The following is a 14,632-nucleotide window of genomic DNA, read 5'->3' on the forward strand; positions in this document are numbered from 1 at the left end:
CAAATTAGTAACAACTTTGTATGCTAGGTGCTTTCGCTCTTTAATAGGTTTCTCCTGTTGAAAAAAGGAGAACATGGTTACATTTTTTGCTTAATCGATCAAGCCTCGTCTTTTTTTTGTACAAAAAAAGCCAGTAAAAATTTACTGGCTCTTGATTCATCAAAAAAACTGAAATCTGATTATTTATTTTCAGCTTTTAAATCATCAATTTTTTGTTTGGCTTGATCAGTTAATTGATCTGCTTTATCAAGTGCTTTATTTTCAGTCTCTTGAGCCTGTTGTTTTATATCACCACTTGTTTTTGAAGCATCACCTTTTAGCTGATCAACTTTTGTGTCAGCTTCTTGCATCAGGTTATCTGCTGTTTTACTGGCATCTTGTTTTAACTCTGTCGCTTTTTCAGAGAGTTTATTGCTTTCAGCTTCTAAACTTTGCTTAATCTCTTCTGCTTTTGTTGCACTCGCATCTTTTAACTCATCAGTTTTTTGTGAGATGTTCTCTTTTAGCGCATCTGTTTTTTCATCAGCTTGTGCTTTTAATTCTGCAGCTTTTTGTTCTGCTTTATCTTTTAGCTCTTGAGCTTGTTGTGTTAATTCATCTGCTTTTGCAGCTGCATCTTCTTTTACGTCAGCGGCTTTATCTTTGGCTTGTTCTGTCAACTCGTTAGCTTTATCTTGTGCTGTCTCAGTTACTTGAGTTGCAGTTTCTTTTGCTTTATCTATACCATCATCGACTTTTTTAGATGAATCATCACAACCAGCTGTGATAGTAACCAGACCCGCTAGAACCAATGAAGTAAGTAGTTTTTTATTCATTTTTTTCTCCAAAATGTGTGTTCAAAAACAATTCAGTGATATCCCGCGTAAGTAGTAAAAAAGGCGAGAAGCTATTACGCTGATAGTAAGAGATTACAGATAAACTATCGTAATAAGTATAGTGTGAGTCTTAAAATCAACTAACTTAAGTATATTAAGTGTTTTTTCTTAGTCAAATCCCATGAAAAATAATTTGAATTTTTATCAGGATAGCGTTTTCTGCTTTATAATAATGAGGGCAGACATTATTGGAAATGTGAGATGCAAATGGAATATTACTTTCTGGTTATTATTAAATTTATTATTGGTTTTACTATCATATTAGCCCATATGAATTTATCAGGGAAAACACAACTTTCTCAATTAACTCCCATTGATTTTATTGGCAATTTTGTTCTTGGGGGGATTATGGGAGGGGTGATTTATACTGATGCTATTCCTCTTTACCAATATATTATTGTCTTTTTAATTGGTGTTTGTTTTATCTCTTTGCTCAACTATATCAGCAAACGATTCAATTTTTTTCGTGCGGTTACCATTGGAAATCCGATCCCTATCATAAAGAAGGGCGAGTTTATTATGGAAAACATCATGGAGAAGAAGAATAAAATAGATATTCTTAATATTACTTCACGTCTTCATGCTCAAGGTATCCATTCATTTCAAGAAGTTAACTATGCACAAATTGAACCTGATGGACAAATTACAGTAGTGTGTGACGGTGCTAAAATGCCGTCCTTGATTGTGATGAAAGATGGCGTTATCCGTACTTCAGAATTAGTACAAATAGAAAAAGATGAAGCATGGTTACAAGAAGAAATGAAAAATCAGCATATTGATAAGCCTGAAGATGTTTTTTTAGCTGAGTTTTGGGATGGGAAAGTGAATTTTATTTTGCAAGATGGCAAGATAAAACGTACCGCATCATTACCGAATAATTAACTAAAATACAAATCGATGATTAGGTGAATGCTGTAGAGTAACAATGGCGACGTAATGTCGCTATTGTTACTTTCTAATAGTAGAACTACAACTTAAACACGGCAAAATCAGACGCAATTTCAGTATGGCTAAAAACGTGTTGGCATTCATTGAGCAACTCAACACAGTCTTCTGGTAAATAGCGGCTACTAAGATGGGTAATAATCAACTTTTTGACGTTAGCGTCTTTTGCTAATGTTGCAGCTTGTACTGTTGTTGAATGCCCGCGACTATTTGCTTGTTCAGCCATTTCATGCTTAAACGTTGCTTCATGCACAATAACATCCGCGTTATTCGCTAGTTTTAATGCATCCGGTGTGGGTTGTGTATCACCAAAAATAGCAATACAGCGTCCTTTTATTTCAGGGCCGATATACTCTTGGCCATCAATGACTCTTCCATCGGGTAATGTAATAGTTTTGCCTTGTTTTAACTCTTGTAACCAAGGGCCAGTCGGAATATTTTCAGCTTTTAGCTTCTGAGCATCGAGTTTACCGAGGCTATTTTCTTCCTCTAAGCGATAGCCAAAACAAGGTACTGGATGAGAAAGTGCTTCACAACTGACTTTCATTCCTTCTTCTTCAAACAGAAAACCCGCTTCGTCAATTTCAACAATATTAATAGGATAAGTTAAATAGGATTGACTTAATGTCAGTGATGTTTCTATAAAAGCTTTGATGCCAGAGGGGCCATATACTGTTAAGCTTGTTTCAGTTCCCCCCATTGAACGACTACAAAGTAGTCCCGGCAAACCAAAAATATGGTCACCGTGTAAATGGGTAATAAAAATTTTATTTAAACGCGGCAATTTCACGCGAGTATGCAGTATCTGATGTTGTGTGGCTTCACCACAATCAAACATCCACATACTTTTTTGTTTATTTTGTAAATCAAGCACCATACTTGTGACATTCCTCTCTTTAGACGGAACGCCTGCGTTAGTGCCTAAAAAAATGAGCTCCATAATGAAATATTATTCTCCATGTTGAATTTGTTCCCAATTTAAATCAAATTTCGCAAGATACTTACGTAATCGATCGGCATCGTTGGGTTGTTTTTTATTTTGTCTTGATACTGCGAAAAGTTTTCTACCAGCTTCTGAGAGTGTTGATGATTGCTGACAGGTTTTGATAACTGTATTGAGTTGGCTAAGATCGAAGAGATCAATATCAGTACTATTAAATAAAGAAGATGAAGCCACTCCCCAATTTTGTTTTAAACGATTAATTTCTTCATCAACAAGAGAAAGGATAATACGACCATTTTCAGCAAGTGTAGCCATTCGCGTTATACTAGCACTAAGTTCACGAAAATTACCACGCCATAAAGCCTGCTCAGATGTGGCAAACCGAATATAGTGAGATTTTGCATCTGAATTAAAGCGGATCGCTTTTTGATAGAGTGTTGTAAAATGATGTAACTCATAGTCGATATTGGGTTCGATATCCTCTTTGCGATCGACTAATCCCGGTAATGAAAAAGACCACATATTAATCCTTGCATAGAGATCTTCGCGAAAAAGCCCCTTTGCAATTTGTTTATCCATATCTCGATGTGTACCTGCTATCAACTGGAAATCGCTTTGTACTTCAGTATCTGAGCCATACGGATAAAAAGATTTTTCTTCTATCGCTTTAAGTAGCATCGCTTGCTCATCAAGCCCTAATTCTGCAATTTCATCCAGAAATAAAATCCCTTTGTTTGCTTCTCTTAATAATCCTTGTCTAGCTTGCAACGCACCGGTAAATGCGCCTTTTACATGTCCAAATAAAGTGGACATGGCGTTGTCACCGCGCAAAGTAGCGCAGTTAACTGCGATAAAACGCCCTTTTACAAAATGGCGCGATTGTCGTAATTCATAAATACGTTGAGCAAGAAATGATTTTCCTGCACCAGTGGGACCCGTTAATAGAATAGGAGCAAAAGAGCGCAACGCTACTCGTTCAATTTGAGCAATTAAGGTATTGAAGCGTTCATTACGTGTGGCAATCCCTGATTTTAAAAAAGAGAGTGACTCATTATGATAGTGTTCAAACCGACTCGTTAACTTTGTATAACGGCTTAAATCAAGATCAATAATGGCATAACTGCCTGTAGCTGACTGTATGGTTTTAGCACCGTCTTCATTTTCTATTTTAGAAGTGGGTGAGGTTTGTAATAGTTTTGCTGGTAAGTAGTGTGCTTCTGTCAGTAGAAACCAACAAATTTGAGCAATATGTGTTCCTGTTGTGATATGCACATAATATTCTTCATTTTCAGTATCAAATGGATAATTTACTGCAAAATCAAGAAAATGGCTGTAAACCTCTTCGAGATCCCACGGATCACAAATATCAATTTCATAAGGCCACACCTCAGTATCAGGTGAGACAGTATGGATATCTTCTGTAATTTTAGATGCTAGCATTGAGTCATTAGGCTGGTGGATCATCACTAATCGGCTAACAGGAAAATCCTTTTGATGACAAATGGAAATTGTTGGGCGCCATGAGTTCCACCTTTTATGGCTTTTACCTCTTTTATCTAATGTTGTGCCTAAAACACCAATCACTACTTTGCGTTTCATTAAATTATCTCTACTTATTTTTTATCTATTTTTATAAATATATAGATAAAAAGATAGTGTTCTGTTGTTTTTAATTTAATGGGTAAATATCTAAAAATTACAAAAAATATTTTTATTAATAAAAAACAATAATTTAGAAATATTTTTTTTATATTTTTAAAACTTGGCACGATATTGGCAATATTATTACTGTCTTGAGCAGATTTTAAATCTGGTAGGCACATGAGGAACACTCTGTAGTGTTATCTAAATGTGTTCCTCCACATCGAGACTCTGTAGGTGAAGAGGGTTATTTTCAGGTTCGATTCCTGACACCAAAACCATTACAAATCCAAATGTAAATTTAAATATAAAAAATCGTTGTGACAGCTGTACCGTCACCTTACTTATCCACCAGCAACGGAGCTGGATTGATAGCAGAAGAAGAGACAAACAAAGTATCGTTCCTCTCTTGTTTTCCTTTCAGTTTCGCAAAGCTTGCCCGTGGAAAAGTAAGTCACGATAAATTGCACTATATAAAGAAGAATAAAAAAGAAGAAGGAACGAAAAATGATAAAAACAACAATAGTGGTAAAACAGGGGCAGTTAGCACTTTTAAAGAAAAAAGATGAATACATTGATGTGCTAACAGCAGGTGAACATAAATTTTTTGATTTTGGGCGTCAGCTCAGTGCAGATGTTTTCCCTTTAAATGGGGGAGCATTAGAAAGCGAGAAAGCCGAATTTTTACGTCAATACTATCCTCAATGGGTGGCTGAGTATGGTTTTGATATTGTGTTATCGGATGAAGAGATTGGCCTTTTATATGAAAACGGCTCTTTAAAAGAGATCTTAGCACCAGGAACGCGACGTTTATATTGGCGGTATGCCGACCGTTCTCTAGAAATAGTATCTATCGATGAACTTGAAGTATCTTCAATATTGATGAAAAAACTCCAGCATCCTAAATTACGAAATCAAGTCATAAAGGGAAGTGAAGGGGTTCTCAATGTGGATATTCCTGCTTGGCATAATGGTGTTATTCGGATCAATGGAGAAACACAAGCCTTATTGCCACCGGGACTAAAAGGATATTGGCGTTATCAGTATAAAGTAGATGTTGAAGTAGTCGATATGCGTTTACAAACACTGGATGTTAGTGGGCAGGAGATCTTAACGAAAGACAAAGTGACACTGCGTATTAATTTATCGGCTAACTGGCGTTATAGCGATGTACTTTTAGCATATCAACAACTGGCTTCACCATTGGAGTTCTTATATAAAGAGTTGCAATTTGCCTTACGCGAAGCAGTAGGAACAAGAACGCTGGATGAATTATTAGAAAATAAAAGCCTGATAGATAGTTTAGTCAGTGAAAAAATCAGTGAAGCCACTCAAGGATATGGTATTGAAGTGGCTTCATTAGGGGTAAAAGATATCGTTTTACCGGGTGAAATGAAAACGATTTTAGCGCAAGTCGTTGAAGCTGAAAAATCAGCACAAGCTAATGTCATTCGTCGAAGAGAAGAGACATCAGCAACACGTTCTTTATTAAATACTGCGAAAGTGATGGAAAATAACCCTGTTGCTTTAAGGCTAAAAGAGCTAGAAACGGTAGAACGTATAGCAGAACGTATTGATAAGATCTCCGTTTATGGCGGTTTAGATCAAGTATTAAACGGATTAGTCCAAATTAAAGGAGCACAAGCATGATATTGGATCACCAAATAGTAAAAGAAGCAGGGACTGCTGAAATTAAAATGTGGACAAATGGTGTGCCTGTTGAGGCCGATGCTCTAAAGCAGCTTATCAATACCGCTAAGATGCCTTTTATCTTTAAACATATGGCGGTTATGCCTGATGTTCACTTAGGCAAAGGTTCAACAATAGGCAGTGTTATTCCAACCAAAGGTGCGATTATTCCAGCGGCTGTTGGTGTGGATATCGGTTGTGGAATGATTGCAGTGAAAACATCATTACATGCAAATGATCTGCCCGATAATTTATTTGCGATAAGAACAGCAATAGAACAAGCCGTTCCTCATGGAAGAACGAGTTATCAATCAGGGAATGATCGTGGTTCATGGAAGAACCCACCTAAACTTGTTGATCAACATTGGCAACAACTTGAAGGACGTTTTAAGGTTTTAACTGATAAGTATCCACGTTTACGAAATACTAATAATTATCGTCATCTTGGAACATTAGGAACAGGGAACCACTTTATTGAGTTGTGTCTTGATGAATCAGATAACGTTTGGGTAATGTTGCATAGTGGATCTCGGGGAGTTGGCAACGCTATCGGTACGTTATTTATACAAATGGCACAAGAAGATATGAGAGAACATATTGCTAATTTGCCAGATAAAAACTTAGCGTACTTAAAAGAAGGAACGCTTTTCTATGATGACTATATAGAAGCGGTTGAATGGGCTCAGGATTTTGCACGACATAATCGAGAAGTCATGATGGAACGTGTGTTGGCCGCATTATCAACACAAATCACTAAACCTTTTACGACACAACAACAAGCAGTGAACTGCCACCATAACTATGTGCAAAAGGAAATGCACTTTGGTGAAGAGATATTGGTAACACGAAAAGGAGCTGTTTCAGCACAACGTGGTGAAATGGGGATCATTCCAGGTTCAATGGGTGCTAAGAGCTTTATTGTAAGAGGAAAAGGAAATGCTGAAAGTTTTTGTTCATGTAGCCATGGTGCAGGACGTGTAATGAGTCGAACGGCGGCTAAAAAAGCCTTTAGTGTTGAAGATCAGATCCGAGCTACAGCTCATGTGGAATGTCGAAAGGATAAAGATGTCATTGACGAAATTCCAATGGCTTATAAGGATATTGATGCAGTTATGAAGGCTCAATCATCTTTGGTTGAAGTTGTTCATACACTAAGACAGGTGGTGTGTGTAAAAGGTTAATCGTACTTTTTTACGGTAATTCATAACTATCCCCTAATAGTAACGTAGGGGATAGTGAGATATGACAGCGTGTGCATGGAATGCAAATGAATACAAGTTAAAGAGTTAAAGTTATTTTTAAATTAAGTCCTTATTTGCTGTTTGAAATTTAAACAATCAATGTTTAGCATTATTAATAAATAATTACTGATATTAAATTTATAATCGACCAATAAAGATAATCAAAAAACGAATACCTATATTGAGTCACTCTTTAATTAAAAAATAATTATTAATAACTTATTAATATCTACAATCGCAGTTATTTATTTAGTATAAAACAAATCCTAAATTTCTTAATTATATTAAAAATTAACTTTATTCTTATTGAAAAAATATAGCCTACTCTATTTAGTGTATTAATCTTCATAGCGCATATTAATAAAAAAGTGATTGTTAATTTCTTATATCCCAAATGTGAACAAAACGTTTTGAGTTGCTTGCTGTATAGATAACAGTATGTGAAATATTCCGATGTCCCAAGTAATCCTGAATTAGACGCGTATCTCTACCTAAATCAGCAAGCGCATAGCCACATGCATGGCGTAACATATGGGGATGAGGGCTTATAGATACATTAGCTTCTTTACCTAAACGGCGAAGTAATCCATATACTTGTTGACGAGAGATTGGACCTGTTTTTTGAGATAAAAAGACCCATTCTGAGTCAGATTCTCTCCATGTTTCCCTTTTTTTCAACCAGTTAACCAGCGCATCGTATTCCTCTTCTATAATAGGTTGTGTTGTTGATAAACCTCCTTTCAAGCGCCTGACGTAGAGTATCCTACTTTCCAAATCGATATCGCTTAAAGTTAGTCTGCATAGCTCACTAACACGAAACCCATGTAAAAAACACATTAAAAACATACAGTAATCTCTTTCTGGATATCGTCCTTCTTTTGCTTGCTTCAAAATAGAGTTGATCTCAAAACGTGTAAGAAACTTACGTTGCTTCATTTTTATAACCTTTTCAATGAGATAACAAAGAACAAAAGTCAATTGATACATAACTATAACAAGTAATATGTATCAATAAAGAGTTGTGTTTTTTTTATGCTTGCGCTTTTACTTGTTAATTTTAAACAAGTTTATTGAAAGTTTATTTATTTTTAGAAAATGAAAGTGATTGATTGACAAAGCGAAAAATGAGTATAGGTAGGAATTCGGCCATCTTTAGAGAAATAAACAGAATACACCAAATTGTTTACTATTATTCTCTGGCTTCTCACTTAAGTCAAATTTAATATTCATCACATATCATCATTTATTTAACATATTGATATTTATCATTATTTCAAAAATTAAATATGATTAGTTACTTTGTTTAAAATCTAGAAATAAATTTTTTTACTTTTTTCACAAATTATAGTAATTGCACTTAGAATTATAAACTCTTTTTCTGATATTTAAAGTTAGATTATCTAAATGTGTTTAATTTCGAGATGAAAATTTTTAACAAAACAATTTGGTGTATTTTGTTTTGTTTCTAACGAAATTTAATTTCGTTTTGGACGGGCACAAGTATACCAAAATTAAAAAACTCAATAATGAGTCATTCAATTAGGAATAATTCAATCCTAATGAATTTATTATTTTTAATGTCTTCGTCCTTTATATTTTAGGAAACAAAAAGATGAAATTAAATAAATTAGCGTTAGTTCTTGGCTTAGGTTTATCTGTTGCTGCGGGTTCTGCATTTGCTGCTGACCAAGGTCACGGTACTGTTAAATTTGTTGGTTCAATTATTGATGCACCTTGTTCTATTCATCCTGATTCAGAAAATCAAACTGTTCCATTAGGTCAAATTTCTACTGCTGCATTAAAAGATGGTGGCCGTAGTAATTCTCGTGATTTCAAAATTTCTTTAGAAAATTGCACAACTGAAACTTATAAAACAGTTCAAACAACCTTCACTGGTTCAGAAGATGCAGACATTTTAGCAGGCTCTTTAGGTATTGAAGGTATCGCTAAAAATGCTGCTGTTGTTATCACTGATGCGGGTGGTAAACAAATCAAATTAGGTACACCAAGTGCAGCTCAAAACTTACGTGATGGTAATAATGATCTGAACTTCGCTGCTTACCTACAAGGTTCTGCTGCAGAAGCCGCTGTTCCAGGTGACTTCACTGCAATTGCAACTTTCGCACTGACTTATCAGTAAGAAAAAATAAGTTCTGTACATGGATGTACAGAGCTTTATTTCCTGTGTCTATTTTTAACGATTTTTTTCTTACGGAGAAAAATATGAATCGCAAGATGACACCACTATGGCTATGCCTTATTGCCAGCTTACTGACAACATCGGTAATAGCAAGTGATGTAAAACAAGATAAAAACATGCATCAGCGATTTGGGGTACTTAATCTTTCAGGCTCGATCTTAGAACCATCTTGCACGATTGCAGCAGGAAGTGGTGAACAAGTTATTCCACTGACAACGGTTTCTATTCCAATGTTAGTGACTGAAGGGCGAGGACCTATTGAGTATTTTTCTATCAGATTAACGGAATGTACGCTCATTGAACAAAAAGGTCAGGAAGCGGACAACCCTCGTTTTATTGCAACGTTTGAAGGACCTTCTAACGAAAATGGTAATTTTACGCTTTCTGGTGAAGCAAGAGGTGCATCATTAGCGATAGCTGATCGTTATGGTAGACAAGCTATTCCAGGGCAACCATTGCCCCCTGTTGGTATTGATTCGAAATCAATGGCGTTACTTTATCAAGCGCGAATAGTCAAAAATAACGAAATACCCAAAGCAGGGAATTACCGTACAACGCTGCGATTTAAGCTGGAATACTATTAAATGGATCGGGTTGGATAATTTATGGCGAGATCATTCAAAACCGTTGGTTTAGGGACGGAAAAAAAGAAAAAACAACATACTATTCGGCCTGTTGCTGTACTGATCTATTTAATCCTTACTGGGGCTTCCAGTATTTCAAGTTCAGCTTTAGCAAATAGTGATATTGAATTTAATGCCGATATTCTGGATCTAAAAGATAAGCAAAATATCGACTTATCAGATTTCTCTCGTGCGGGCTATATTATGCCTGGCCGATATGAGTTTGTTGTTCGTGTTAACAATAATGAACTCCCTGAACTTTATAACATTAATTATGTAGTGCCTGCCAATGATCCTAAAGGTAGTGAACCTTGCTTACCTCCAGAATTGATCCATCAAATAGGCCTTAAACCTGAATGGGCTGAAAAAGTTAAATATCAAGATAATGGAAGTTGTCTTGATATCTCTTCCATTCCTGGAATGACAGTAAATGCAAGTCTAGGAAGTGGTAATCTTATTCTGACTATTCCTCAAGCTTATCTTGAATATTCAGCACCAAACTGGGATCCACCTTCTCGTTGGGATCATGGTATCTCAGGAGTGCTTTTTGACTATAACGTCAATGCTAACGTGACAGATCCCGCTAAAGGAAAGCAACGTCAACAAGTTACAGGTTTAGGAACCGTGGGCGCAAACCTGGGGGTTTGGCGTTTCCGTGCTGATTGGCAAGCAAGTTATCAGCATACAACGGGTCTTCCCGATAGCACTGAAAATAGTTGGAAATGGAACCAGCTTTATCTTTATAGAGCAATCACCCAATTAGGGGCTCGCCTTGTGATGGGGGAGACTTATTCACGCTCTGACATTTTCGATAACTTCCGTTTTACTGGGATTAATTTATCTACGGATGACAATATGCTACCGCCTAACTTAAGGGGGTATGCCCCTGAAGTAACGGGGGTCGCAAAAACGAATGCGAAGGTGACGATTAGCCAACAAGGTCGTGTGATCTATGAAACTCAGGTTGCTCCCGGGCCGTTTCGTATTCAAGACATTAATGATGCAGTGAGTGGCAAATTAGATGTACGTGTTGAAGAACAAGATGGATCTGTTCAAGAATTCCAAATGGATACTGCGAGTATTCCTTATTTAACACGTCCTGGCCGAGTGCAATATAAATTATCTGCAGGTAAACCGTCAGATATGAACCGTAATACCGAAGGTCCTATTTTTGGTATGGGTGAATTCTCGTGGGGTATTAGTAATGGTTGGTCACTTTATGGTGGTTCATTAGTCTCTGGCGATTATAACTCTGTTTCTGCTGGTATTGGTCGTGACTTAATGGCGCTGGGTGCCATCTCTTTTGATGCAACACATTCTTGGGCCAAAATTCCAAGTGATAACAAGCGCTATCACGGTGGTTCTTATCGCTTAAGTTACTCAAAACGTTTTGAACAAATAAATAGCCAAGTGACATTCGCAGGCTATCGATTCTCTGAACGTGATTTTATGAGTATGAACCAATATTTAGATCGCCGTTATCGTGATGGTGAAGAAGATAACAATAAAGAGCTTTATACCATTATGTTTAGTAAGCAGTTCCCTGAATGGGGATTAAGTGCTTACTTAAACTATAGCCATCAGACTTATTGGAATAAGCCTAATAATGATAACTATAACTTGTCATTAGCCAAAGCGATGGATATTGGTCGCTTTAAAAACATCAATCTCAGTCTGTCGGCGTTTCGCAATAAATTCAATGGCACCAATGATAATGGCATTTATATGAATGTCAGTATGCCTTGGAGCGATCGTGCAACCATTAGCTACAACACCGTGATTAACAAACACGGTAATTCACATAATGTCAGTTATTACGATCGTATTGATGACAATAGTAGCTATCGTGTTGGTGCTGGCTTAAGTAGTAACGGTAAACCATCTGCAGATGCCTATCTCATGCATTACGCTGATGCAGCATTAATCACTGCCAGTGCGAGCCATATAAATGATGAATACACATCAGCCACATTATCATTGCAAGGTGGGGCAACATTGACACCAAAAGGTGGGGCATTACACCGTACAAGTCGTACAGGTAGTACTCGTTTACTTATTGATACAGATGGTATTTCTGATGTACCAGTGAAGAGTATCGGTGCTATTACTCGTACCAATGCTTTTGGTAAAGCCATACTGCCTGATATCAATGATTATTACCGTAGTAGTGCCAGTATCGACCTTGATCAGATGCCTGATAACGCTGAAGCATTACGCTCAATTCAACAACTAACCCTAACAGAAGGCGCAATAGGCTACCGTCACTTTGATGTAGTGTCGGGACAAAAAGCCATGGCTGTCATTCGTTTACAAGATGGAACTTACCCACCATTTGGTGCCAGTGTCACAACTGATAAAGGCCGAGAGCTCGGTATTGTCAATGATGGTGGAAATGTCTACCTGACAGGTATTAATAGTGGCGATGTGTTGAGTGTGCGTTGGAATGGACAAGCACAGTGCAAAGTTCAGATCCCGACATTAGTTGAAGGCATGTTTATATCTTCATTATTACTAACTTGTGGTGATGGCAATACCACACCATCAACAATCAATCAAAGAACCGAACCCTTACCTAAACCTCAATTGATCACAAAATAAGGTTAGGCAAAAGGGAAAGATAACAATAATTTCAGACAAAAAGAGTAATTTAAAATGATGTTATTAAAGCGCTTATTTGTTGTAACAACCACTTTATTGACTGGAATGATGTTTACTAGTCAAGCCATTGCCGCGATTGCTTTAGATAGAACGCGCGTCATTTTTAATGGCGCGGATAAATCAATTAGTTTAAATGTCAGTAATCAAAATAAAGAGCTGCCTTATTTAGCACAAGGTTGGATGGAAAATGAGAATGGTGAACGTATTGATTCTCCATTGCTGGTTTTACCACCAATCCAACGTATTGAACCAGGCGATAAAAGCCAAGTAAAAGTGCAGTCATTGCCTGACATTGCCAAGTTACCACAAGATAGAGAAAGCGTTTTCTATTTTAACTTGCGTGAAATTCCACCTCGTAGTGATAAACCCAACGTGTTGCAAATTGCATTACAAACACGAATTAAGTTGTTTTATCGCCCAGCGGCTATTTATGCCACTCAAACAGATCTGACTCATCCTTGGCAAGAAAAAATCATCTTAACGAAAAAAGGTGATCGTTACGAAGTGAATAACCCAACACCTTACTACGTAACATTAGTTGATGGATTGACAGGGTTACAAGGGAAAAGTCTTGATGGTTTTCAGCCATTAATGATTGCGCCTAAAAGTACAGGCACGATAAACCTAAATGCTTCTGCATTTGGTGCGTCACCAGTATTAAGTTACATCAATGATTATGGTGGACGTCCACAGATGAAATTTAGCTGTAATGGCAATGAATGCAAAGTGACAGAAACATCAGCAGGATACTAAATAGGTCTATTTTATGAAAATGGAACAGCGGTTTAGCCCAAGCAAAGCAGTGTTGAGTTTTATTCTGGCAACATTTACTGGAGGCCTAAGTTTTACTGCTGTTGCGAATTTACCCGCTAGAGCGGTGAAAGATGTTATTCCAGGAATTGTTTATATCAATATTACTGGGAATGTTATTGCCCCACCGCCTTGTTTGATCAATGACGGCAAAATGATTGAGGTAAATTTTGGCGAAGTGATGAGTACGCGTATTGATGGCGCAAATTATAAACAGCCAGTTCACTATACTGCGACGTGCCAAAAGATGCCGACAAATGCAATGAAGGTTTATATCACTGGCAGCGCAACTGGATTCGATTCAAATGCACTACAAACAGATATTACGGGATTAGGGGTGCGTATTTTATATCAAGGCCAATTATTAGATTTAGGCAAAGCGATTAATTTTACCTACCCTAATTTGCCTGATTTAGAAGCTATTCCTGTTCGTGATCAGAGTGCCACATTAAGTGGTGGTGATTTTGTCGCTAGTGGCACGTTGCATGTGGATTATCAGTAAGGGGCCAGAAAATGAATAAATTAAAATACATATGCCTGATTGCATTACTGAATTCTTACGCGGTCATGGGTGCAGATACGCCGAATATGAAATTATTTGGCACCTTATTAGTTCCACCTCCTTGTGTTATCAGCAATAACCAACTGATTGATGTCTATTTTGGACACAACGTAGGTATTCATAAAGTAGATGGTATTAATTACACCGAATCAGTGAATTATCAACTGGTCTGCGATCCAAATTTAAAAGGATGGGATTTAGGTCTTTCTATTATTGGACCTAAAACACAGTTTGATGAAGCTGCGCTACAAACCAATATTCCTGATTTAGGTATTCATCTCACACAAGATGGTCAGCCTTTTAAATTAAACGAACGCATTGCGATATCACCGGATAATCCTCCAGTGATCCAAGCTGTGCCGGTTAAAAGACCGGGTAGCACGCTACCTGAAGGTGCATTTGAAGTTTCAGCAACACTTCTTGCTGAATACCAATAGGAGCGTAT

At 37.0% G+C, this 14,632-nt stretch carries 14 protein-coding genes; 10 read left to right on the forward strand and 4 right to left on the reverse strand.

Annotated features, from left to right (window positions below):
- Positions 1-179: 179 nt before the first annotated feature.
- Entirely contained in the window at positions 180-815 is a 636-nt protein-coding gene (locus LW139_RS04505) for a hypothetical protein (protein ID WP_166540207.1), read from the reverse strand.
- 267 nt (positions 816-1,082) lie between these two features.
- Between LW139_RS04505 and LW139_RS04510 the strand changes: the two genes are divergently transcribed.
- Positions 1,083-1,757, forward strand: coding sequence for a DUF421 domain-containing protein (locus LW139_RS04510; protein ID WP_166540206.1), 675 nt, complete (start codon positions 1,083-1,085; stop codon positions 1,755-1,757).
- Positions 1,758-1,842: 85 nt separating this feature from the next.
- Here LW139_RS04510 and rnz read toward each other — a convergent pair whose 3' ends face one another.
- Complete coding sequence (gene rnz / locus LW139_RS04515) at positions 1,843-2,760, reverse strand: ribonuclease Z (RefSeq protein ID WP_166540205.1); 918 nt, start codon at positions 2,758-2,760, stop codon at positions 1,843-1,845.
- Between the two features lie 9 nt (positions 2,761-2,769).
- Positions 2,770-4,362 carry an RNA repair transcriptional activator RtcR gene (gene rtcR / locus LW139_RS04520; protein ID WP_247850685.1) on the reverse strand — a complete coding sequence of 531 codons (1,593 nt, stop codon included), beginning with the start codon at positions 4,360-4,362 and terminating at the stop codon, positions 2,770-2,772.
- A gap of 410 nt (positions 4,363-4,772) precedes the next feature.
- Between rtcR and LW139_RS04525 the strand changes: the two genes are divergently transcribed.
- Genes LW139_RS04525 through LW139_RS04535 form a run of 3 tightly spaced genes read left to right on the forward strand, consistent with a single transcriptional unit; the run spans position 4,773 to position 7,274 of the window.
- A complete protein-coding gene (locus tag LW139_RS04525) occupies positions 4,773-4,973 on the forward strand; it encodes a hypothetical protein (protein ID WP_166540203.1) in 201 nt (66 codons plus the stop codon).
- Positions 4,915-6,054, forward strand: a complete 1,140-nt coding sequence (locus LW139_RS04530) for a slipin family protein (RefSeq protein ID WP_166540233.1) — start codon at positions 4,915-4,917, stop codon at positions 6,052-6,054. Before LW139_RS04525 ends, LW139_RS04530 begins: the two co-directional genes overlap by 59 nt.
- Positions 6,051-7,274: an RtcB family protein gene (locus tag LW139_RS04535; protein ID WP_166540202.1), complete on the forward strand. Its 1,224-nt coding sequence runs from the start codon at positions 6,051-6,053 to the stop codon at positions 7,272-7,274. Before LW139_RS04530 ends, LW139_RS04535 begins: the two co-directional genes overlap by 4 nt.
- Before the next feature lie 435 nt (positions 7,275-7,709).
- Here LW139_RS04535 and mrpI read toward each other — a convergent pair whose 3' ends face one another.
- A complete protein-coding gene (gene mrpI / locus LW139_RS04540) occupies positions 7,710-8,270 on the reverse strand; it encodes a phase variation DNA invertase MrpI (protein ID WP_166540201.1) in 561 nt (186 codons plus the stop codon).
- Between the two features lie 676 nt (positions 8,271-8,946).
- Between mrpI and mrpA the strand changes: the two genes are divergently transcribed.
- The 6 genes from mrpA (at position 8,947) to LW139_RS04570 (ending at position 14,624) form a co-directional block, all read left to right on the forward strand.
- Positions 8,947-9,474, forward strand: coding sequence for an MR/P fimbria major subunit MrpA (gene mrpA / locus LW139_RS04545; protein ID WP_109409403.1), 528 nt, complete (start codon positions 8,947-8,949; stop codon positions 9,472-9,474).
- 95 nt (positions 9,475-9,569) lie between these two features.
- Complete coding sequence (locus LW139_RS04550; protein WP_162557010.1) at positions 9,570-10,118, forward strand: fimbrial protein; 549 nt, start codon at positions 9,570-9,572, stop codon at positions 10,116-10,118.
- Between the two features lie 21 nt (positions 10,119-10,139).
- Positions 10,140-12,755 carry an outer membrane usher protein gene (locus tag LW139_RS04555; protein WP_166540200.1) on the forward strand — a complete coding sequence of 872 codons (2,616 nt, stop codon included), beginning with the start codon at positions 10,140-10,142 and terminating at the stop codon, positions 12,753-12,755.
- Between the two features lie 54 nt (positions 12,756-12,809).
- A complete protein-coding gene (locus LW139_RS04560; protein ID WP_036932679.1) occupies positions 12,810-13,568 on the forward strand; it encodes a fimbria/pilus periplasmic chaperone in 759 nt (252 codons plus the stop codon).
- A 13-nt stretch (positions 13,569-13,581) separates the two neighbouring features.
- The gene (locus LW139_RS04565) at positions 13,582-14,127 is read left to right on the forward strand and encodes a fimbrial protein (RefSeq protein WP_166540199.1); all 546 of its coding nucleotides are present in this window, start codon (positions 13,582-13,584) and stop codon (positions 14,125-14,127) included.
- Between the two features lie 11 nt (positions 14,128-14,138).
- Positions 14,139-14,624 (forward strand): fimbrial protein, encoded by a 486-nt coding sequence (locus LW139_RS04570; RefSeq protein WP_166540198.1) that lies wholly within the window; start codon positions 14,139-14,141, stop codon positions 14,622-14,624.
- The last annotated feature ends 8 nt before the right edge of the window (positions 14,625-14,632 follow it).

The sequence above is a fragment of the Proteus vulgaris genome (assembly GCF_023100685.1).
GTDB lineage: Bacteria > Pseudomonadota > Gammaproteobacteria > Enterobacterales > Enterobacteriaceae > Proteus.

Bases quoted from the DNA above. Each gene is read 5' to 3' on its own strand.
- rnz (WP_166540205.1), bottom strand. From the start codon at position 2,760: ATGGAGCTCATTTTTTTAGGCACTAACGCAGGCGTTCCGTCTAAAGAG.
- mrpA (WP_109409403.1), top strand. From the start codon at position 8,947: ATGAAATTAAATAAATTAGCGTTAGTTCTTGGCTTAGGTTTATCTGTT.
- LW139_RS04505 (WP_166540207.1), bottom strand. From the start codon at position 815: ATGAATAAAAAACTACTTACTTCATTGGTTCTAGCGGGTCTGGTTACT.
- LW139_RS04570 (WP_166540198.1), top strand. From the start codon at position 14,139: ATGAATAAATTAAAATACATATGCCTGATTGCATTACTGAATTCTTAC.
- rtcR (WP_247850685.1), bottom strand. From the start codon at position 4,362: ATGAAACGCAAAGTAGTGATTGGTGTTTTAGGCACAACATTAGATAAA.
- LW139_RS04510 (WP_166540206.1), top strand. From the start codon at position 1,083: ATGGAATATTACTTTCTGGTTATTATTAAATTTATTATTGGTTTTACT.
- LW139_RS04550 (WP_162557010.1), top strand. From the start codon at position 9,570: ATGACACCACTATGGCTATGCCTTATTGCCAGCTTACTGACAACATCG.
- LW139_RS04535 (WP_166540202.1), top strand. From the start codon at position 6,051: ATGATATTGGATCACCAAATAGTAAAAGAAGCAGGGACTGCTGAAATT.
- LW139_RS04565 (WP_166540199.1), top strand. From the start codon at position 13,582: ATGAAAATGGAACAGCGGTTTAGCCCAAGCAAAGCAGTGTTGAGTTTT.
- LW139_RS04555 (WP_166540200.1), top strand. From the start codon at position 10,140: ATGGCGAGATCATTCAAAACCGTTGGTTTAGGGACGGAAAAAAAGAAA.
- mrpI (WP_166540201.1), bottom strand. From the start codon at position 8,270: ATGAAGCAACGTAAGTTTCTTACACGTTTTGAGATCAACTCTATTTTG.
- LW139_RS04560 (WP_036932679.1), top strand. From the start codon at position 12,810: ATGATGTTATTAAAGCGCTTATTTGTTGTAACAACCACTTTATTGACT.